Here is a 19,399-nt window from a genome sequence, read left to right on the forward strand (position 1 = left end):
ACCTAACGACACAACCCCCGCGGATCACCATAATAAGCCAACGGCAACTGCACCATATCACAAAGATGCTGAGTCACTTGCTGTGGCGTGGTGTGCGTACTGAACATAGATTTTATTCTTAAAAGTTGTCCCAATAAACCCACTGGCTCTGTATGTGGAGTCACCACACGGTAATCGCTCTTTTCCAATCCCACTTGTTGCGCCAATTGGTCTAACGTATCGTGATAACTGAGCGTGCCGTCAATTAAATGATACTGTTCTGCTTGCGCATTTCCTAGGATTTGCGCACCTAACTCATTACGTAAAACATCAGGCAAAATATCCCGCGCCACCGCCACATGTTCCACAAAATAATTGTATTCTTCATCAATGCTGGCTTGTAAATGCGCGAGTTCTTCGGCTGTAATTCGACGGAAGGGATTGCCCAAATCTTTGTAACGCCCTGCGGAAACCAACGTTTGTTCAATTCCGCCCTCCGTCACAATCCCCCCCGCTAATAACCCGCCATCAAAGGCTGTGGGCTTATTAAAGTAAAATAAAGAAGGCCCCAACACCCCAATACTGCCCACCATACTGCCGTGATCAGCATAAATTTTGTCTGCGCCCACCATCGCCATCATACCACCCGAAGCCGATAAACCTTCTACATAAGCAAAAACAGGTTTATTCGTCTTCTCTTGATAATATTTAATCCCGTCAAAAATAGCGCGTGAACCGAAAATTGTTCCGCCGGGGGTTTGTAAGCGCAGCAATACGCCTTTAATCTCATCTTGTTCCGCGGCTTTCACCAACTGTTCTCGAACCGCATAACCATAAGTCACCGAAAATCCCATCAAACCCGGTGCCGTCGGCAAACCCTCCGGCACAATCCCCAAAATCACCCCATCAATATTAATCTGTAACAAATAATTTTTACTCTCTGCCGCGCCAGTCACATACTGATACTCCAATTCTAAGGGGTCAGTGCTGGTTTTAGCAAAGTGAGGGTTTCCCCCGGCCATCATCCCAATCAACGTAAAAATAATCAGCAAACTCACCATCACCAACAGCACCTTGATAAAAATACGCAAGGGCAGTAACCAAACACTGTTCAACCATGAATTCATTCTACTCTCCAAAGCAGTAAAAACCTGTCTAAAAGTTTGTGTGCGAAAAAATTGTGACTTGAGCCGTTATCTGTTAGCATAGCGGCCGCAATGATTCAATGATTTAGCGGTTTTCTAAGACACGCGATCAAGAATCGATTTTACTTTTTATCCTCAGTTGACCCGTGTGATAGACATTTAACGACATTTATGGCAAAAGAAGACAGTATTGAGATGGAAGGTACGGTGATTGAAACCCTACCGAATACAACTTTCCGCGTCCAACTCGACAATGGACACGTCGTGACCGCGCATATTTCTGGACGGATGCGCAAGCATTATATCCGTATCCTGACAGGAGACAAAGTCACCGTACAACTCACCCCTTACGACCTCTCTAAAGGACGTATCACTTATCGCGCCCGCTAACCGTTCACAAGGATTTATAGAAGTGCTGCTTATTCCAACCGTTGCTTAATATCCGTCAATAGACCCGCACAAGCTGCTTCTAACAAATCCAACACATAACTAAATTCTCCCGTCATGTAAGGATCAGGGACTTCTGCAACAGCGCGTTCAGGGGCAAACGTCATGAATAGGCGTATTTTATGCCGATGTTCGGGTGGGCAAATGGCATATAAATTGGCGTGATTGTGTTTGTCCATCGGTAGAATATAATCAAATTCGGCAAAATCGGTGCGCTCATCGATTTGGCGACCGCGGAGTGCGCTCAAATCGATACCGCGTTGTTTTGCGGCGCGTTGTGAGCGGGGATCGGGCGCGTCCCCCACGTGATAATCGTGCGTGCCAGCCGAGTCAACGTGTACCCGTGTCGTCAATCCCTGCTCTTGAAGCATTTTTAAAAACAGACCTTCAGCCGACGGTGAACGGCAATAGTTCCCCATACAGACAAATAATACTTTTAATGGTTCAGTGGGCATTTTTTAGAAAAACTCCTTATTTTTACAAAAACGCTTACAACACATGGACGCGTAGCCATGGGCTGGATTCGCCCGCATTCCATAGTGTTTCAAATTGTTCTGTTAATTGGCGCGCCCGCGCCCCGTCGCAAAAATTCACTTCTGATTTTAACGCATCGGCATGGGTTTGATACATGTATGCGGTTTCATCTGCAATTAAAAACGCATAAGGCAACTTGCGATGAATCTCGTCGGTTTGGCGAAATTGAAAATAACTGCTTAATCGTCGTCCAATTTCCAAAACGCGATGGCCGCGTGTGGCAGTGAGTTTAGGCTCTTGCAATAAAATACGAATGCGACAGCGATAATTATTCAGTGCCAATTGTTCAATGGCCTCGCCAAAATCTTCCGTTCCGAAAATACGCGGATCGAAATAGCGGGTAAAAATATCAATTTGCCATTCAGTTTGTTGCATCATGCGCAGGGCAATATCTCGATGTTCTTCCACGCCTTGACACACTAATAATTCCGTACTTTCTCCCAAACGATAGGGAATCATTTCCTCATGGGATTGGGGATCATTTTGCGGCGATTCTGGCATGGCTTAAACTCCTATAGTCATCACGTTTTAGATGAAAACATTAAGCGATTAATAACGCATTTCTTAAAAATCCCACTAACATTTGCTCGACAAAAGGAGCTAAAGTGGCTCTGGCTTGTTCTTCAGTGATTTTTTGGGGCGCATTGGGATCGCCGATATTTAATTCACCACGCTGCCATTGCTGGACTAAACCTTCGATTAAATCCGTCTTCGTTTTACTGCCGTCTAATTGCGCCAATAAAGAGAGAGCCAATGGGTCTAATTCGCCTGTTTTGCACAATAAATTAGCCACTGCTTTACCTTGGCGTGCCTGCCAACGCGCTAATGGCGAAGCCACAGGATATTCACTTAATACATCAGCAGGAGATTGCGCTTCGGTATAAAGTGAAATGGCATCAATTAAATATAATTGCCATAAATGCGGCAATAATTGCTGACTAAACGTAGCATAATCTAAAAACACATTTAATCGCTGACACGCCTGTTGTAACAATTCAGCAAAAGACAAACGACGCGGATAATGTTCTGCCAATAAAGACAATGCTGCATTGAGTAAAGAATCATTACTGTCAAACCGCTGACCTTTAGCGGTATTAAACGTTAAGGTATCGGCTTGATTAGGATTAACTTGATAGCCTAATTCAGCCGCATAATAAACATTTTCTAACACTGCTAATTGGGGTTCACGCGCCACGGTGATGCCTTGACGGCATAAAATGCTGCTTCTAAATTCCCGTTTAAACAAGAAATCTACATATTGTTCTTGTGCCAACGCATCGCGCACTTGCAATTGTTCTTCTAAAAACTGCTTTAATTGCAAATGCTGGTATTTTTTAAATTCTATATCAGTGACATAATTCAGTTGAAAAGAAGACACGGTACGCATGAAATCTTGAAAATAAACAGGATGATTTTCCTCTGCTAAATATTCATGCACAATATAACTGTCGGGTAAACCGCTTAAATGCGCGTTAATATCGGTTAAAAATTGGGCGTAATAATTTTTACCCTCCTGATGTAATTGTGCGGCGAATTGAATCAATTGCCGTGCGGATTGCGCCTGTTCGCTTAACGATTGGCTGGGTGAAACGTGGTGTTTCATCATATCGCGCACCATATTTTTTGCGTGCCAACCGGGTAAAGTGTTATAACTGAGATAAACTAAACCATTCTCGCTTAAATGCTGTTGACAAAAGCGCAATAAAGCCTGCTGCACTTCTTCTGACACCCAAGAGTAAAAACCATGTGCGGTAATGTAATCAAACTGCCCTAAATCCACTTGCAAATCACATAAATTAGCCGTATGCAGCGTGACATTTTTAAGTCCAATATCATCAATTGTTTTTTGCCCAATCGCAATGGCATTTGCCGCATAATCAATGCCCACACAATGGCTATTGGGTAAAGATTGCGCCACCCCAATAATATGCGTGCCATCCCCACAGCCAATATCCAAAATTCTCGCTGTTGCCACAGGCGGTGGATTAAGCCCAAATAAACGGGACATTATCGCCAATTCTGACGGTTGAAATTCATAACCTAATACGCAATCATAAAGCAGTTCATTATAAGTCTGTTCGCTCATACTATTATCCAACGTGTTGAATGAAGAAAAAGAAAATTTAAAACCTGTTTGGTATTATAATAGGTTTGGGGAATAAATGCAGTGAAATCAACATGAGAGGTCAAAATGAAAACATTAATATTGGGAATTGGTAATATATTACTTTCTGATGAAGGCGTAGGGATTCATTTGTTGCGTGATATGGAAAAAAATTACAATTTACCTCATGTAACATGGCTTGACGGGGGAACATTAAGTTTTACATTGGCACCGGAAATTGAAAACCATGAAGCCTTGTTGGTACTGGATGCCGCGCAGTTGAACGCGCCGCCGGGCAGTTTGCGGCGTTATGTGGGAGCGGAAATGGATAGATTTTTGAATACACATCAACGCGGGGTACATGAAGTGGGCTTGATGGATGTATTAACTATTGTCACACTGACCGAACGCTTGCCGCGTTATCGGGCTTTAATTGGGATTCAGGCGGAAAATTTGACCTGGGGCGAGGAGTTATCACCCGCCGTTGCCGCGGCTTTACCCGCGGCCAGCGCGCTGGTCATGCAAACCTTGACCGAATGGGAAACGCTTTGATCTTAAACCCGTTTTAAAATCAGCAAGGTAATATCATCTAATAAGGTATGATTGCCAATAAACGCCCAAACATCATTTAAAATCGCTTGTTTTAAAGACAAAGGCGAATAATGCCAATTTTCTTTGACCACGGTCATTAAACGTTCTAATCCATAATATTCTTGCTGTTCATTTTCGGCTTCGGTAATGCCATCGGTATATAACACAATCACATCATTGGGATTGAGTTGACATTGGTAAATATTCACAAAATCGCTAATGTCTTCTTCTAATCCCACAGGAAAACCTAAATCAATCGTATCTAAACAAATTAATTCGCCTTCTTTAATCCACAACACCGATTCATGTTGTCCCGTAAAAGTTAATTGGTGTTGTTTGGTATCATAAGCCATTAATAATAAAGTTAATGTGCGATCTGTCGATAAGCGTTGCACGTTACTAAAAATGGTTTTATTCACCGCAATTAAACATTCCATTAATGATAAATCATCACGGCTAAATAAGGCTTTTACTGCCGTTTGTGTCATCATGGCCAATACGCCACTTTCTAAACCATGTCCTGTGACATCGCCAATACCAAAAATTAAATGATCTTTGGTTTGAAAAACATCGTAATAATCGCCGCCCACTTCTTGTGAGGGAGTCATCATTCCTGTAATGGTTAAGGTATCAATGGTGGCTAATTCCTGATCCGTTGGCAATAACATGGATTGCAAACGGCGGCTGACCGCTAATTCAGAGCCTAAGCGACGATTTTCTAAATGTAACTGCTCGTTTAATAAGCGAATTTCATGATTGGCTTGGCCTAATTGTGCCGTGCGTTCTTCCACTTGGCGTTCAATTAAATGGCGCGTATGAATCACAGCAGCCATCATAATGTTAAAACTATCTGACATGTCTTTTAATTCAGAATTCGTTCTTAATTGCACCACTTCTACGGGCTGATTATTAGCCAATATTTGCATGGCTGAACGCAGTTGATTTAATGGAGCTAATACTAATTTATTTAAGGCTCTATTGATAAGTAGAGATAAGGTTAATGTGAGCGCAATAAATAAGCCGATTAAAAAAGTAATGCTGAGATTTTGTTGTTGTTGTGATAAAGTTAAATCATAAAAGATTTCTACATAACCCACCCGCTCCCCAATCACATCGAGCGGTTGTAAATAACGCAAGACGGTATAATTTTGCCACGTTTGAATATTAATTAATGGTAATTGATCCTGCCATTCTTTGGCATCATTGGCTTTAAATAAATCATTTTCTTGCTGATTCGTGCTGGCAAATAAACGACCATCAGGATAATAAGTACTTATTTTTAATAAATTATCGATATTTTTCATTTGCTGCAACGTTAATTGCATAGAATCTCGATAATTACCGAATAAATCATTCGCTAAATCTTCTATCCGTTGCTCTACTAATACGCGCAACAATAATTCTGTTTTACTGAGCATTTCAGCTTGACGCTGCTGTTCTAACGCATAAAAAATACTACTGTACAACGCAGCAAGTATCAGCAACACGAGACCAATTAGCCAATTAAGTTGTGTGCCTAAACTGTGGCGGTGGTTGAAGATCATGGGGAGGTGTCCTATTTGATGAATCAGTTCACTTTTGCTAAAAACTATAGCAGAATGATGGGGTTGATAGACCAAAATCAAGTCTGTCAGAATCAGAATTTACAGAATTTCAGAATTTTCAATTAAAGAATAAGAAATCTGCTGAAAATAAACGACGGGCAAGAATCCATTTTGAAAATTCTTTAATTCTGTAAATATCGATCCGTTTATTTGGGAGGATTTATGATGAGCATTCGCCAGCAACAGCAGTTTTTTAAACAAGTCCAACAACGTCAACGGCAGGCACAACAATGGTGGCAATTGCAACAAGTTTATTTAGAAAAAACAGCAACATTAGAGAAACCATTCGTATCCACTCCCCCCCTTATCAATACCGATAAAAAAAACACGCCTCATCACCATGATTAAAACTGATAATCCACTTTTAATCGTAATGTACGCCCCTCGCCAGCATAGCGATCAATAGGGAAATCACTGGACAGCGGATAAAAATATTTTTTATCAAACACATTGTAAAGACTAAGCCCTAATTGCCAGTGTTCATCCACATTTCCACTTAAAGTAATATCCGTCAACGTATAAGCCGGTAAACGCACATTGGAATCATGATGGCTATAACTGCTGGCCACATAACGCATTTCGCCCGCCAATCGCCAATTTTCACTCAACGGATAACTGCCCCGCCATTTCAACAAATGCGGCGGGGAACCCGATAAGCGAATATTATCATCCTGATCCCGCACATCCTGCCACGCATATCCTAAACGCATTTCCGTGCCATTTTCCCAGTGTTTTTGCACTTGAAATTCTACGCCGCGGGTTTTGGCATGTCCCAAATTGTCATAAAAGGGAATGTTGTCCACGGGATCGCTATTAAACTCGACTAAATCTTTAATCTCATAGTTATACAAAGACAATTCTCCGCGCATCCATGGATTCATACGGTATTCAAAAATCACTTCGTAAGCTTGAATGGTCTCTGCATCAAGTCCTGATGGATTGCGTTTTAACAAATAACCATCTTCGTAATATTTTTCAAACACAGAAGGCGCACGAAATGCCCGCGCCATCACTCCCTTAATCGATAAATCCTTATTCGGGCGATAAATCACGGCCAAACGAGGGTTCACTGTGCTGCCTAAACCGTCATAATCGTCATAACGCAAGCCCGCACTGAAACTGATCTTATCGTTTAAAGTGTATTCGTCTTGTAAATAAGCCGCACGATAATGATCCCGTGCTTCGTAGTGAAACGAAGGGTGATAAACGGGATAAATATCATCGTTGTGCATTTCTTGAGAGACGTTGGCTTGGTACTCTAGTCCCCCTGTTAAACGATGCTGCCCCAACGTCCAATCCCACTGCCACTCGCCTTTCCAAGCCCGTCCTGTGAATCGTGAGCGGTTTTCTATGCCAGTGAGTGCCTCATCATTATTTTCATCGCTTAGATAAGTATGTCATACATAACGGCTCTGATTATAAGAAAGGTGAAAGTGCATGTTTAAATCGGGCGTGACCAATTTTTCATAATGTAGTGCCGTATAAGCGCGCATGTCTTGCACGGTGTTGGGGGTGTCGAATATAGAATAATACAAAGGGATTTCGTAACCATTACGACGTTGAATATAAGACGTGGTGAGGGTTAAATTGTTATATTTTAGTTTACCCAATAAACGTTTTACGTCTTCAGTATCGCGTCGGTGCGCGATTCCATCACTGCCGTCTTCCTGATCAAATTCAGGAATATAAATATGTTGTCCAACATCATCGCTTTGACTGGCAGAAAGCAATATTTCTACGCCATTTTCCCATGCTTTACTGTAAGATGCTCGCACAGTATGCGCATTTTGCGAATCTACAGTGACTCCGAACTCACTGTTTTTAGGTTTTTTATCTTCGGGAGAAGCACGAAGATTTTTAGTAAAAACGTTAATAATCGCTAAAAACGCGCCCGCACCATATAATGAAGAACTCGGGCCATGCACAATCTCAATGCGATCAATCGTATCTAAATCGAGATTAGCGGGGAGATCCATTGACGTACCAAAAATATTATCATTCATCTTATGGCCGTCAACTAATAATAAAATTCGTGTCCCATAATCACCTGGCCGCGCAAACCCCCTCACTCCCAAGTAAGGATAAATGCCATCTTTTCCCGTATGAAATCCGCGCACACTCGACAGCCAATCTCCTAAGGTGCGATACCCATAGGTTTTAATTTCCTCGGCTTTCAAGACACTCACCGCTGCTGGGGCTGCACTGCTTTCTTGACCATATTTGGAAGCCGACTTGATGATTTCTACGCCCATTAAACCATCTAGGTCTAACGTGAGTAAATTTTTGACATCTAAAGTACCGTCTTCGTGTTGTGCAGAAAGGCTTGTTGCATTTAACAACAGTATAACACTCAACAAAGGCGAAGAATGAAATCTCATTTTTTATCCTCAAAACGTAGAAGTTATTGTACTCCTAAAACCAAACATTAAGTATCATCAGATAAAACACGCAAAATCCAACTCGCATTCTCTCATAGAATGTTAAACTTTATGGTATTATCTTCTAATATACAGATTGATTTTTAAGCAGCTATCATGCCGTTTTCAGAATAAAAATGTATCTCAAATAAAATAATTATAAACTATTGAAATAAAATTAAAATTAAAAAAAAAGCGTTTAAGTGGTGGGTTAAAGTAATAAAATACATGGAATTAAAAATGTTCGTTATCAAATCCATCAATGAGTATTATCTAAACCCAACTCCCCACACCAAAACGCAATAACGTACTTAATAACACCGACAAGGTAAATGCCAGCATAATGCCCATACCCATTGAGACGTTTAAAGCATGACGCAAAATATGCCCATACACCACCAATAACCATATTGTTAATCCCAAAATCACCAACAAAGGCAAACTGATGTCCGCTTCATCGCGTTGCGCCTGCACAAACCAATACACAAAAGGCAAATTCATCCCCTCAATGATCAACGCACAACCAAAAAATGCAGTAGCCGTTTGGACAAAACGCGCTGTCTTACCCAAAAACCACAATAAACCATACATCAACACCATCAACCCAACCGCTTCCAAACCGCTTAACCCCACCGCCCGTAAAGCAGGTGTTTGACTTAAAAACAAAAATGTGTTGACTATCCAATGCAGTATCGCCACCAATCCCAATAACACTCCAGCCGCCGGTAAATCCTGCGGCCCCCGTTGTAAACGACAAATTGCCCAAAAAGGACGCACCAATTCCATTAAATTCATCATGATAAAACACCCAAAAAACTAAAAAATAAACCACAAGAACTTGCGATCTATCTATAATTCAGCAATGATTCAAGCCATACAACCCTTAACCCATTGCGCCTGCGAAAAAATCGTTTACCCTATAGACTGAAATCCTTAAAATCAAAGCGCATAGACGTGACCCTACATTCTGTAGAACTTTGACTCAACGCCCAACGTCATCACGCATCACCCCAGTAGAAAACATCTCTCAAGATGCGCGGGACGATCAACGGCCGGTAAAATAACGATACACCTGATTAAGTTTAACCCCATGCAAAAAACCAGTCGCATCATGATTGTTGATCGTTCCGAAGTTGCTCGGTCAATCATCTCACACATCCTGCAAAAAGAAATGCACGATGCCTACATCGTCACTTGTGGCAGTGCAGAAGAGGCTTTGGAATATTTACACCGAGAAAAATTTGATCTCATCACCACTTCCTTGCTGTTACCCGGCTTGGATGGTTTAGACCTTTGCCATGAAATCCGCAAGAGTGAAAAACAACACCTCACCCCCGTGATTGTGGTGTCAAGTGACGCGGACACGCGGCTATTACGCGAAGGATTTTCCGCGGGAGTCACCGATTATTTCAACAAATCATTAGGCTACAAAAAACTGGTCGAATTCATCAAAGACGTTTCGCAACGCCATTCTGGCTTAGTGGGGCGGATACTGTACGTTGAAGACAGCCCCAGCACCGCACAAACCACCCAAACGCTGATGGAAAAACACGGCCTCTACATCACCCATACCACCAGTGCCGAAGAAGCCTTAGCCCTACTGAAAAAAGCCAAAGCCACCCCCGATAACGTCGGCGATAACACCAGTGGTTTTGATATTGTATTCACTGATTTTTTCTTAGAAGGACAAATGACAGGGGGCGACCTGCTCTATGCCATTCGTACCCAACTGCACTATTCACGGCAAGAAATGCCCGTGTTGGTGATCACCATCGAAGATAACAAAGAATGCCAAGCCGAAATTTTCCACGCGGGTGCAAACGATTTCATTACCAAGCCGGTGATCGAAGAAGTATTGATTGCGCGGGTCAAATCGCTGCTATTGGTCAAACACCAATATAACGTATTAAAACGCTTTTCTCGTGACATGTACCATTTGGCGACCACAGACAGTTTAACGGGCGTACGCAACAAGCGTTATCTACTCGACGAGGGGCCTGGACTGATTCAACAACAGACCCATGTGTGTATGATGATGATTGACATAGACCACTTTGAAGTGATCAACGAAGTGCAAGGTCACATGATCGGCGATCACATTCTGCACGTGGTGGGCAAGTTCTTAAACGAATTTTTCCCGCCCGAAGCGATGGTGGTGCGTTTTGCGGGCAAGAAGTTTACCGTGCTGCTGCCCAACTGTACTTTAGAACTGGGCAGAGGTTTGGCAGAGGAATTGCGCGAGAAAATTATCCGTCTCAACCCAGAAGGCTTAGAAGTCACTGTGAGTATTGGCTTAACCTCCTCCGAAGGCGTGGCAGAAACCACATTAGCCACCTTAATTTCCGATGCCGACAGTGCCTTACACAGCGCGCAAGAACAAGGACACAATCGCACTTGTTTGTGCATGACGCATAAAAATATTACTTCAGCCTAAACTGGGGATAATGTATAAAAAATTAACGCGCCGATAAAATAATCCGATAATCAAGTACCAAAACAGAAATAATTTGGACTATTCGCATTTCTACCGCCCCAAAGCCTCTCCTGCTAGGAGGGAGAGTAGTTAGGTTGTTTTTATGATTAAAATTTAACAAAATAACCTCATTTTCTCTTTCTCCCTCCCAGCAAGCGGAAGGAGGCAGGGGGCGGTAGAAAAGTGAAAATTCTGAACACTTTCTCATCGCTGAATATTTTTGTTTAACGACTTAATCCAACAAAATTTAATTTGTAGGATCGGCTTATAGGCGTGTTTCACCATGCACCGTGACAAGATCATTGACTTGCATTTAAACTGTTGGCCTACTCGTGCAGGTCTAAGGATTTTATCAACATGGCAAAACCAGAACATCTCGCCATCCTTCAACAAGGGGTGAAAGCATGGAACGAATGGCGTGCCAAAGCCTCTGAATGGGCAGATTTATCTGGCTCAAATTTATCAGGATTAAATCTGACCAAAGCCGATTTGTTCCGCGCCAACCTCAGCAAAGTCGATTTAAGCCATGCCAACTTATCGGGTTCAAACCTCTCTGGCGCAAATCTTTCCGAAGCCAATTTGACCCAAACCAATCTGAGCAAAGCCGACTTGAGCGAATCGAATTTGAGTGAATCCTATTTGTCAAAAACCAACTTGACAGGAGCGAATTTATCCGAGGCGAATCTGACCAAAGCCTATTTATTGGCTTCTTATCTTTCGGAGGCAAATCTTTCAGAGGCTAACTTATTTCGTGCTAATCTATACGAATCTGACTTATTTCGTGCTAACTTAACGGGTGCCAATTTATTTAAAACAAACCTTAAAGAAGCCAACTTGATTGAAGCCTATTTAACCGGTGCTTGTTTATACAAAGCCAATTTAGCCGATGCCGATTTAACGGGCGCGAAATTGGAAGGTGCATTTTTTGAACATCCGCACACTGGCCATGGCGAAGCCTAACAGCCACATACAGCCAAATTTGACCGTGTCGCCCCAACAACCCAACAGATTGGTTTGGAATTTATCATGCGAACCATCCATTATTTTCTGTTTTCGACGATTTTTACACTTGCGGGCTGCACCACTTTACTCCCCACGCAGGAAATGAGCGACGCTCGCCAAGCCCTACAGGCCGCCCAATTGGTGCAAGCCGAGAAATATGCCCATCAACAAGTGCAAATGGCGACTTTTAAACTTAGCCATGCTGAACTGAATTTTTCTGCGGGTAACGTCCAAAGCGCACGAGAACACGCCCTCAGTGCCAAAGAAGCCGCGATTGCCGCCCACACCATGGCTGTAGCACTTGTGAGGGCAGAAAATGTATTGCACACATTGCATCACTACGATACCCAAGCCGCAGAGGCCTTAAAAGCCACGTTGGAACAAGCACGCCATGCGGCTGAGACGGGTGATGTGCGTTCTACTTTATTCTACGCAGATGACACTTACCGCGCAGCCAAACAACGCTTGAATCCCTATTACTTGACTGAAGTCGAACAATGGTTGCACACCTGGCAGCAGCAGCATCCCCAATTATCCGATGAACAAATGGAATTAGTTCAGGCTATCCAAGCGGCTCTAGCCAACCAAAATGGCAACAAAGCCCGAGATTTATTTCTCATGCTATCTACTTCGCCATTTCCAATACCGTAAACTATCCGTTATGATGAGCAAGTCTATCTGATCTACGTTTAGGCATTCGCCCACCAGGGTGGACGGGATGATTATGTCAATATTAAATATGATACAGAAATGTCTGGTTTTTTGTAATAAAATGGCGTTACCGTACCTGACATCAAATCAAATCGAATCAAATGATTCGTTTCATGGTTAAGATTCGACAGATGATTCACTTTATTATTGTGTGATGGATAAAAAGTTTGATTAAAGAAAAAATGATATACACAACGCGCTCTGATGGCTTTGACATTCAACATTACCTCGTGCTGGATCGCAGTTTAAAACGATGCTTGGTTTAAATTCGTCATGTCCTATTCCCCCCCGGCGCGGCAAGGAAATACACTTGATGGGGATACGTGAAATCCACTCACCCTCACCGCAGTGGCGTGCGGGGGCTTGTCTTTTCGTATTGTTTTTTTTAGCGTTATTTACCCCTTATCGCGTGGGGGCAACGCCTTCTTTTGCAGAAGAATATCAATTGAAGGCAGTATTTTTATATAATTTTGCCAATTTTATCCATTGGCCGCCGTCTGTTTTTGAAGATGAGCAAACTCCGTTTTCTATTTGTCTTTTGGGGGATGATCCTTTTGGTCTGCAATTGGAGGCGGCTATTGAAGATCAACAAGCCAGAGGACGGAATTTAGTGGTGCATCGTCTTGCGCATTGGTTGGAAGTCAGTGATTGTCACATTTTGTTTATTAGCGATTCGCAGCAGCAATATTTTGCTGATATTTACCAATTCACCTGCCGTTATCCCATCTTAACCGTGGCTGAACATGATCGCTTTATCGAATCTGGGGGAATGATTCGATTTTTTAATTCAAACAAACGGGTGCGCTTAGAAATTAATCCCAATGCCATCGATCAAACTGGTTTGAAAGCTGATGCCAATTTGCTCAATCTTTCCAAAATTACACGTTCAGCTTTAGCCGCTTGTTCGGAAAACTTACCATGAAAGTTTTTGCCGATTTATCCATCAAACGCAAATTGATTTTAATTGTCATGCTGACCAACAGCATTGCTTTACTAACGGCTTCCATATTCTTTGCCGCTAACGAATTAAATTCACTGCGTACAGCGATGATTCGAGATCACGGTATTTTAGCGAAAATTTTGGGAGCAAATACCACCGCTTCTTTAAGTTTTTTTGAGGCCGATTCGGCGACAGTGACATTAAGTGCATTAAGTGCAGAACCGCATGTGGTGGCGGCAGTTTTATACAATGCCCAAGGTGATGTGTTTGCTCAATATGTCAGAGAAAATAATAACACTCGTTTTAAAGCCCCTTTAGTTGCCCCAGAAGGTCATCGTTTTTCTAGCAATCGTTTTGAATTATTCGATGTCATTAATGTAAATAATAAAGATATTGGCACGATTTATATTCAATCTGATTTAGAAAAAATTTACGGCTTATTGTGGGAATATACGGGGATTATTTTCACTATTTTGCTCATTTCAACATTAATTGCCTTTGTGATTTCAGCACGATTACAGGCTTTAATTTCTCGTCCTATTTTACATCTGGTAGAAATTGCGGATCGGGTTTCTCACAACAGTGATTATACCATTCGCGCCATTCGTTATGGGCGCGACGAATTGGGCATGTTAGTGGATGCATTTAATGAAATGTTATCGCAAATTCAAAACCGAGATGATATTTTAGCGCGCCACCGAGAACATTTAGAAGAACAAGTCAAATTACGTACGGCCGAATTATCCACCATTAATGTCGAATTAGAACAAATGGTGCAAGATTTACAAGAGGCCAAAGAAGCCGCCGAAGTGGCCAGTCAAGCTAAAAGTGAATTTCTCGCCAATATGAGCCACGAAATTCGCACACCTATGAATGCGGTAATTGGCATGACCAGTTTATTGTCCGAAACCCAATTGACAGCAGAACAACGCGATTTCGTAGAAACCGTGCGCACCAGCGGCGATGCCTTATTGTCACTGATTAATGATATTTTAGATTTCTCAAAAATTGATGCGGGTAAATTAGAATTAGAAGCGCATCCGTTTCATTTGCGCGAATGCGTAGAATCGGCTTTAGACTTAGTGGCTCCGCGAGCGGCGGAGAAAAAAATAGAATTAGCCAGTTTCTTTGATCATCAAGTGCCTGCATTTTTATGCGGAGATATGACGCGCTTACGCCAAATTTTAGTCAATTTATTAAGCAACGCGGTTAAATTTACTGACAGTGGCGAAGTCATCATTATGATTTCTAGCCAACATCTTGGCGATAATAAAATAGAAATGTATTTTGCCGTTAAAGACACGGGAATTGGCATTCCTAAAGATCGTATGGATCGTTTATTCCGTTCTTTTAGCCAAGTCGATACGTCAATGACACGCAAATATGGTGGCACGGGATTAGGTTTAGCGATTAGTCGCCATTTATGCGAATTAATGGGGGGACGAATTTGGGTAGAAAGTGAAATGAATCATGGTTCTACTTTTCATTTTACCATTATCGTTGAGGCAGTGGCACAACACACGGCTGATTTTGAAGAATCAGCCCGACTTAAATTACAGAATAAACGCATTTTAGTGGTCGATGATAATCATACCAATTGCCGCATTTTAACGCTGCAATTGAAATCGTGGGGAATTATCACCGAGGAGGCCGTGGATGGCAGAGAAGCATTGCGCAAACTTTCTCGTAAAGATAGCTTTCCCGATTTGGCTATTTTAGACATGCGAATGCCTTCGATGAGTGGACATGAATTAGCCAAAGCCATTCGTACTGAGCATCCTTCCACCGCGTTACCACTGGTTATGCTGACTTCATTGGGACGGCAACAGGCTGATTTTGATACAGGATTATTTGTTGCTTATTTGACCAAACCTGTTAAAACATCACAATTATTTACTTGCTTATTAGATGTACTTTATAAGAAAGAAAGAGCAAGTAAACCTGCTTTAGAAAGCGAATTAAATTCTAGTAATAGCACACCAAATCTATTAGAAGGACAGCAACGCCCATTACGGATTTTATTAGCTGAAGACAATGTGACCAATCAAAAGGTTGCTTCATTAACATTAAAACGAATTAGTTATGAGGCCGATATTGCTAATAATGGGCGAGAAGTTCTAGCGGCTTTAGAATTGAAAAGATATGACGTGATTTTAATGGATGTGCAAATGCCAGAAATGGACGGCATGGAAGCCACCCGACAAATTTTAGAACGCTGGCCACAACCCGAAAAACGCCCCTACATCGTGGCCATGACCGCACACGCCATGCGCGGTTATCGAGAAAAATGTTTGGCAGCGGGTATGGATGATTACGTCACCAAACCCATTCGAGCTGAGGAATTGGTTTTAGCGTTGCAACGCTGTCCGTTGCGTCGCCCCATTAAAGCCGTTACTGAATCGGCGATACCCGTTGTTATATCGCCCACAATTCCCGAATCTTCTCCCGTTAAATCCGTTATTCCTGAGCTTCCAATGCGTGACTCTTCTACCCCAAAAATAAACCACGAACGGGTTGCCACATTACAGCAACACGCCAAAAAGGCTTTACTCACTTTGGTGGGAGAAGAAGAGCCTGAATTGGTGGTTGAATTAATCGAAACTTATTTGCAAAGCAGCGAACAATTAGTGACGCAATTGCAACAAGCCATCACCACACAAGATGCACCACAATTAGAAATTGCTGCCCACAGTTTAAAATCAAGCAGTGCCAGTTTAGGCGCGGATTCTTTGGCTGAACAATGTAAATTTATTGAGCAGCAAGCGCGAGAAAAAAAGTTATCCGCTCTCAATACTTCCATTGAACAAACTGTTATTGAATATCGCCACTTTGAAGCCGCATTAACACAATTATTGCTCACTTTGAATGCGCCCGTACATTTGCAGAAAACGGAAAAAATTAGCATTCCCATTCCTGAAAAACCTCAAGCGGCTGTTCCTGTTTATCAAACCACGCCACTTGATATTTTACAAAACCAAGTTAAACAGGCTTTAGAGGATTTATTGGGTGATGATGAAGAATTAATGCGCGAATTATTAGAAACTTATTTAAGCAGTAGCGCGCCTTTATTAAAGGAAATTATTCAAGCCGAATTAGTACAAGATGCCGAGCGTTTGGAGCGTGCCGCGCACAGTTTAAAATCAAGCAGTGCCAGTTTGGGGGCGATTTTCTTAGCGGATTGTTGCAAACAATTAGAGCAAAGTGGCCGCCAACGGGATTTAGTGGGCATCGCGCCTTTAGTGCAACAATTGCAATTAGAATATCAGCATTTAACCCAAATTTTGCACGCTACTTTAGGTCACCAACCCCTTTCTTCAGAAAAGGCAATGGCTGAATCTAAAAATGTAGTGATTCAGATTGTCCATGAGGAAAATGATAAGCCAGAAATTAATCAATTAGCCCAAGCAATTCAATTGCATTTAAAGGCTTTTATTGATATTAATAATCCAGAATTAATGCACGATTTACTCAGTACTTTTCTGGAAGAAAGTCGAGCGCAATTAAAACAACTGAAAGAAGCCGTGTCACAACGCTCCCCAGAGCGCGTCACTCGTTTAGCCCATAGTTTGCGCTCAGGCAGCAGCAATTTAGGGGCAGTGAGTTTAGCGGATTTGTTGCAACGCTTAGAAAATCAAGGGCGACAACAAGCAATTGGTCAAAACAGTCATTTATTATTGGCAGAATTAAGTCAAGAATATCAAATATTAGAAGGGGCTTTAACCCAAATTATTCGCGGTGTTGAACCTTATTTGGGACGAAATGCTTCCGCTTCTACCACTTCACAAATTCAACAACTTGAAACCGTGCCTGTAGCCGTAGAAAAAATGTCTACCGCTTCAGCATTAGATCAAAGTTTAATTCAAGGATTATATGAGTTAATTCATTCCACTTTAGTCGAATTAGTGGGCGAAGATATACCTGAATTAATTGTTGAATTAACCCAAACTTATCAGTCTGATGCCGAAGAATTAATGACGCAATGTCGTCAAGCTATCGCTGAAAAAGATGCCGCACGCATTCGCCATTGCGCCCATACTTTAAAATCAAGCAGCGGTAATTTAGGCTTAAATAAATTGGCTGAATTGTGTTTTTCCTTAGAACAATGCGGCCGCGAGAATCAATTGGCTGACGTGGAAAGTCTATTTACCGAATTAGATACCTTATACCAACATGTTAAAGTGGCTTTAGCCCGTTTATTAGGACAAGAAGAACCCACCCCAATTACTAAAATTACTAATACGGCAGCACATGCAGAAAATCATCAACCTCCCCTTTTAATCCCTACTGATTTGGCAGTGGAAAAAAAAAATGAGGTCTTAAAAGAAAATGTCCCTTTTCCTGTCATTTTACCTTTAGCGGCTCCCGATCCCGACCCCCACAAAACAAAAATTTTAGTGGTTGATGATCAGCCTTACGATTCACTATTAATTAGCCGTTATTTAATGGCTGAAGGTTATCAAGTCATTACCGCAAATAGCGGCAAAGATGCCTTGTCATTATTGTCTTCAGAAAATCCAACTTTGGTTTTATCCGATGTGATGATGCCTGAAATGAATGGTTTTGAAGTGTGCCAGCGCATTAAGCAAAATCCTCACAGTGCATTAACGCCTGTGGTTTTAATTACTTCCTTAGATGGACAACATGATCGCATTCATGGTTTACAAGCGGGTGCGGATGAGTTTCTTTCCAAGCCCATTAATCGAGAAGAATTAATGGCACGGGTGCGTTCTTTAATTCGTTATCAAAATACCCGAATGCGTTTAGAAGAAGAGCGACAAACTTATTTAAAGAATTTATTTAAACGCTATGTTTCTCCCAATTTAGTCGATGAAATTTTGCAGCATCCCGAACAAGCCGCAGAAACATTTCTCGTCGATTTACAAACTCGTCAAGAAGCCGCGGTGATGTTTGCTGATTTGCGTGGCTTTACCGCGATGTCAGAAATGTTAAAACCGAAAGAAGTGGTGGCATTATTAAATGCGTTTTTTACCATGCTGACTGAAGTGGCTTATCGCTATGATGGAACGGTGTTTAATATGGCGGGAGATTGCTTATTAATTGGTTTCGGCGTGCCATTTGCGCAGGACGACGATGCCTGTCGCGCTTTAGCAGCGGCCACAGAAATGCAGCAAGAATTTATTGCATTAGAACAAGAATGGTTAAATACTTATCACGTTAAAGTCGGTTTAGGTATTGGCATTAATAAAGGCGATATGATTGTGGGTAATGTGGGTTCTCCCAGCTACATGAATTATACCATTATTGGCGATAGCGTAAATGTGGCTTCTCGTTTGGTCAATTTAGCGGGATCGGGAGAAGTCATTATTTCTGATAGCGTGTATCAGATGGTGCAACATCTCCCCACCGCCCATCACGCCGAAGCCATGCCTCCCACTAATTTAAAAGGCAAATCATTACCACAAAAAATTTATCGCGTTCGCTGCCGTTAAAA

Annotated in this window: 16 protein-coding genes; 8 read left to right on the top strand and 8 right to left on the bottom strand. The window is 42.0% G+C overall.

Going from position 1 to position 19,399, the window contains the following annotated elements:
• Nucleotides 1–2: 2 nt before the first annotated feature.
• Nucleotides 3–1,106, bottom strand: a complete 1,104-nt coding sequence (locus tag TPSD3_RS05715; RefSeq protein ID WP_086487621.1) for a S49 family peptidase — start codon at nucleotides 1,104–1,106, stop codon at nucleotides 3–5.
• A gap of 189 nt (nucleotides 1,107–1,295) precedes the next feature.
• Here TPSD3_RS05715 and infA point away from each other — a divergent pair, with 189 nt between their 5' ends.
• Nucleotides 1,296–1,514 (top strand): translation initiation factor IF-1, encoded by a 219-nt coding sequence (gene infA, locus TPSD3_RS05720; protein WP_086487622.1) that lies wholly within the window; start codon nucleotides 1,296–1,298, stop codon nucleotides 1,512–1,514.
• A gap of 29 nt (nucleotides 1,515–1,543) precedes the next feature.
• Here the strand turns inward: infA and TPSD3_RS05725 are convergent, their stop codons facing one another.
• From TPSD3_RS05725 to TPSD3_RS05735, 3 genes are read right to left on the bottom strand one after another with little or no spacing between them, the layout of a single operon-like run.
• Nucleotides 1,544–2,026: a low molecular weight protein-tyrosine-phosphatase gene (locus TPSD3_RS05725; protein ID WP_086487623.1), complete on the bottom strand. Its 483-nt coding sequence runs from the start codon at nucleotides 2,024–2,026 to the stop codon at nucleotides 1,544–1,546.
• A gap of 34 nt (nucleotides 2,027–2,060) precedes the next feature.
• Nucleotides 2,061–2,606 carry a DUF7931 domain-containing protein gene (locus TPSD3_RS05730; protein WP_086487624.1) on the bottom strand — a complete coding sequence of 182 codons (546 nt, stop codon included), beginning with the start codon at nucleotides 2,604–2,606 and terminating at the stop codon, nucleotides 2,061–2,063.
• Nucleotides 2,607–2,646: 40 nt separating this feature from the next.
• Nucleotides 2,647–4,191, bottom strand: coding sequence for a class I SAM-dependent methyltransferase (locus tag TPSD3_RS05735; protein ID WP_086487625.1), 1,545 nt, complete (start codon nucleotides 4,189–4,191; stop codon nucleotides 2,647–2,649).
• A gap of 105 nt (nucleotides 4,192–4,296) precedes the next feature.
• Between TPSD3_RS05735 and TPSD3_RS05740 the strand changes: the two genes are divergently transcribed.
• The gene (locus TPSD3_RS05740) at nucleotides 4,297–4,761 is read left to right on the top strand and encodes a hydrogenase maturation protease (protein WP_086487626.1); all 465 of its coding nucleotides are present in this window, start codon (nucleotides 4,297–4,299) and stop codon (nucleotides 4,759–4,761) included.
• Nucleotides 4,762–4,763: 2 nt separating this feature from the next.
• On the opposite strand, the gene TPSD3_RS05745 is transcribed toward TPSD3_RS05740, so the two are convergent.
• Entirely contained in the window at nucleotides 4,764–6,344 is a 1,581-nt protein-coding gene (locus TPSD3_RS05745) for a SpoIIE family protein phosphatase (protein ID WP_086487627.1), read from the bottom strand.
• Between the two features lie 222 nt (nucleotides 6,345–6,566).
• Here TPSD3_RS05745 and TPSD3_RS05750 point away from each other — a divergent pair, with 222 nt between their 5' ends.
• Nucleotides 6,567–6,752, top strand: a complete 186-nt coding sequence (locus tag TPSD3_RS05750) for a hypothetical protein (protein ID WP_140048497.1) — start codon at nucleotides 6,567–6,569, stop codon at nucleotides 6,750–6,752.
• Here TPSD3_RS05750 and TPSD3_RS05755 read toward each other — a convergent pair.
• The 3 genes from TPSD3_RS05755 to TPSD3_RS05765 all read right to left on the bottom strand — a co-directional run bounded on the left by TPSD3_RS05755 (nucleotide 6,749) and on the right by TPSD3_RS05765 (nucleotide 9,619).
• Nucleotides 6,749–7,756 carry a TonB-dependent receptor plug domain-containing protein gene (locus tag TPSD3_RS05755; protein ID WP_086487629.1) on the bottom strand — a complete coding sequence of 336 codons (1,008 nt, stop codon included), beginning with the start codon at nucleotides 7,754–7,756 and terminating at the stop codon, nucleotides 6,749–6,751. The genes TPSD3_RS05750 and TPSD3_RS05755 overlap by 4 nt on opposite strands.
• 45 nt (nucleotides 7,757–7,801) lie before the next feature.
• Nucleotides 7,802–8,782 (bottom strand): TonB-dependent receptor plug domain-containing protein, encoded by a 981-nt coding sequence (locus TPSD3_RS05760; RefSeq protein WP_086487630.1) that lies wholly within the window; start codon nucleotides 8,780–8,782, stop codon nucleotides 7,802–7,804.
• Between the two features lie 312 nt (nucleotides 8,783–9,094).
• The gene (locus tag TPSD3_RS05765) at nucleotides 9,095–9,619 is read right to left on the bottom strand and encodes a hypothetical protein (RefSeq protein ID WP_086487631.1); all 525 of its coding nucleotides are present in this window, start codon (nucleotides 9,617–9,619) and stop codon (nucleotides 9,095–9,097) included.
• A 292-nt stretch (nucleotides 9,620–9,911) separates the two neighbouring features.
• Here TPSD3_RS05765 and TPSD3_RS05770 point away from each other — a divergent pair, with 292 nt between their 5' ends.
• The 5 genes from TPSD3_RS05770 to TPSD3_RS05790 all read left to right on the top strand — a co-directional run bounded on the left by TPSD3_RS05770 (nucleotide 9,912) and on the right by TPSD3_RS05790 (nucleotide 19,397).
• A complete protein-coding gene (locus tag TPSD3_RS05770; RefSeq protein WP_086487632.1) occupies nucleotides 9,912–11,255 on the top strand; it encodes a GGDEF domain-containing response regulator in 1,344 nt (447 codons plus the stop codon).
• A gap of 396 nt (nucleotides 11,256–11,651) precedes the next feature.
• Nucleotides 11,652–12,254: a pentapeptide repeat-containing protein gene (locus TPSD3_RS05775; RefSeq protein ID WP_086487633.1), complete on the top strand. Its 603-nt coding sequence runs from the start codon at nucleotides 11,652–11,654 to the stop codon at nucleotides 12,252–12,254.
• 66 nt (nucleotides 12,255–12,320) lie between these two features.
• Complete coding sequence (locus TPSD3_RS05780) at nucleotides 12,321–12,947, top strand: DUF4398 domain-containing protein (protein WP_086487634.1); 627 nt, start codon at nucleotides 12,321–12,323, stop codon at nucleotides 12,945–12,947.
• 373 nt (nucleotides 12,948–13,320) lie between these two features.
• Nucleotides 13,321–13,929, top strand: a complete 609-nt coding sequence (locus TPSD3_RS05785) for a TOL_0243 family YfiR-like periplasmic protein (RefSeq protein ID WP_245391560.1) — start codon at nucleotides 13,321–13,323, stop codon at nucleotides 13,927–13,929.
• The gene (locus TPSD3_RS05790; RefSeq protein ID WP_086487636.1) at nucleotides 13,926–19,397 is read left to right on the top strand and encodes a sensor histidine kinase, YfiR-like protein-associated; all 5,472 of its coding nucleotides are present in this window, start codon (nucleotides 13,926–13,928) and stop codon (nucleotides 19,395–19,397) included. Before TPSD3_RS05785 ends, TPSD3_RS05790 begins: the two co-directional genes overlap by 4 nt.
• Nucleotides 19,398–19,399 lie beyond the last annotated feature (2 nt).

The sequence above is a fragment of the Thioflexithrix psekupsensis genome (genome assembly GCF_002149925.1).
GTDB classification, from domain to species: Bacteria; Pseudomonadota; Gammaproteobacteria; order Beggiatoales; family Beggiatoaceae; genus Thioflexithrix; species Thioflexithrix psekupsensis.

Bases quoted from the DNA above. Each gene is read 5' to 3' on its own strand.
- TPSD3_RS05715 (WP_086487621.1), bottom strand. From the start codon at position 1,106: ATGAATTCATGGTTGAACAGTGTTTGGTTACTGCCCTTGCGTATTTTT.
- infA (WP_086487622.1), top strand. From the start codon at position 1,296: ATGGCAAAAGAAGACAGTATTGAGATGGAAGGTACGGTGATTGAAACC.
- TPSD3_RS05725 (WP_086487623.1), bottom strand. From the start codon at position 2,026: ATGCCCACTGAACCATTAAAAGTATTATTTGTCTGTATGGGGAACTAT.
- TPSD3_RS05730 (WP_086487624.1), bottom strand. From the start codon at position 2,606: ATGCCAGAATCGCCGCAAAATGATCCCCAATCCCATGAGGAAATGATT.
- TPSD3_RS05735 (WP_086487625.1), bottom strand. From the start codon at position 4,191: ATGAGCGAACAGACTTATAATGAACTGCTTTATGATTGCGTATTAGGT.
- TPSD3_RS05740 (WP_086487626.1), top strand. From the start codon at position 4,297: ATGAAAACATTAATATTGGGAATTGGTAATATATTACTTTCTGATGAA.
- TPSD3_RS05745 (WP_086487627.1), bottom strand. From the start codon at position 6,344: ATGATCTTCAACCACCGCCACAGTTTAGGCACACAACTTAATTGGCTA.
- TPSD3_RS05750 (WP_140048497.1), top strand. From the start codon at position 6,567: ATGATGAGCATTCGCCAGCAACAGCAGTTTTTTAAACAAGTCCAACAA.
- TPSD3_RS05760 (WP_086487630.1), bottom strand. From the start codon at position 8,782: ATGAGATTTCATTCTTCGCCTTTGTTGAGTGTTATACTGTTGTTAAAT.
- TPSD3_RS05765 (WP_086487631.1), bottom strand. From the start codon at position 9,619: ATGATGAATTTAATGGAATTGGTGCGTCCTTTTTGGGCAATTTGTCGT.
- TPSD3_RS05770 (WP_086487632.1), top strand. From the start codon at position 9,912: ATGCAAAAAACCAGTCGCATCATGATTGTTGATCGTTCCGAAGTTGCT.
- TPSD3_RS05775 (WP_086487633.1), top strand. From the start codon at position 11,652: ATGGCAAAACCAGAACATCTCGCCATCCTTCAACAAGGGGTGAAAGCA.
- TPSD3_RS05780 (WP_086487634.1), top strand. From the start codon at position 12,321: ATGCGAACCATCCATTATTTTCTGTTTTCGACGATTTTTACACTTGCG.
- TPSD3_RS05785 (WP_245391560.1), top strand. From the start codon at position 13,321: ATGGGGATACGTGAAATCCACTCACCCTCACCGCAGTGGCGTGCGGGG.
- TPSD3_RS05790 (WP_086487636.1), top strand. From the start codon at position 13,926: ATGAAAGTTTTTGCCGATTTATCCATCAAACGCAAATTGATTTTAATT.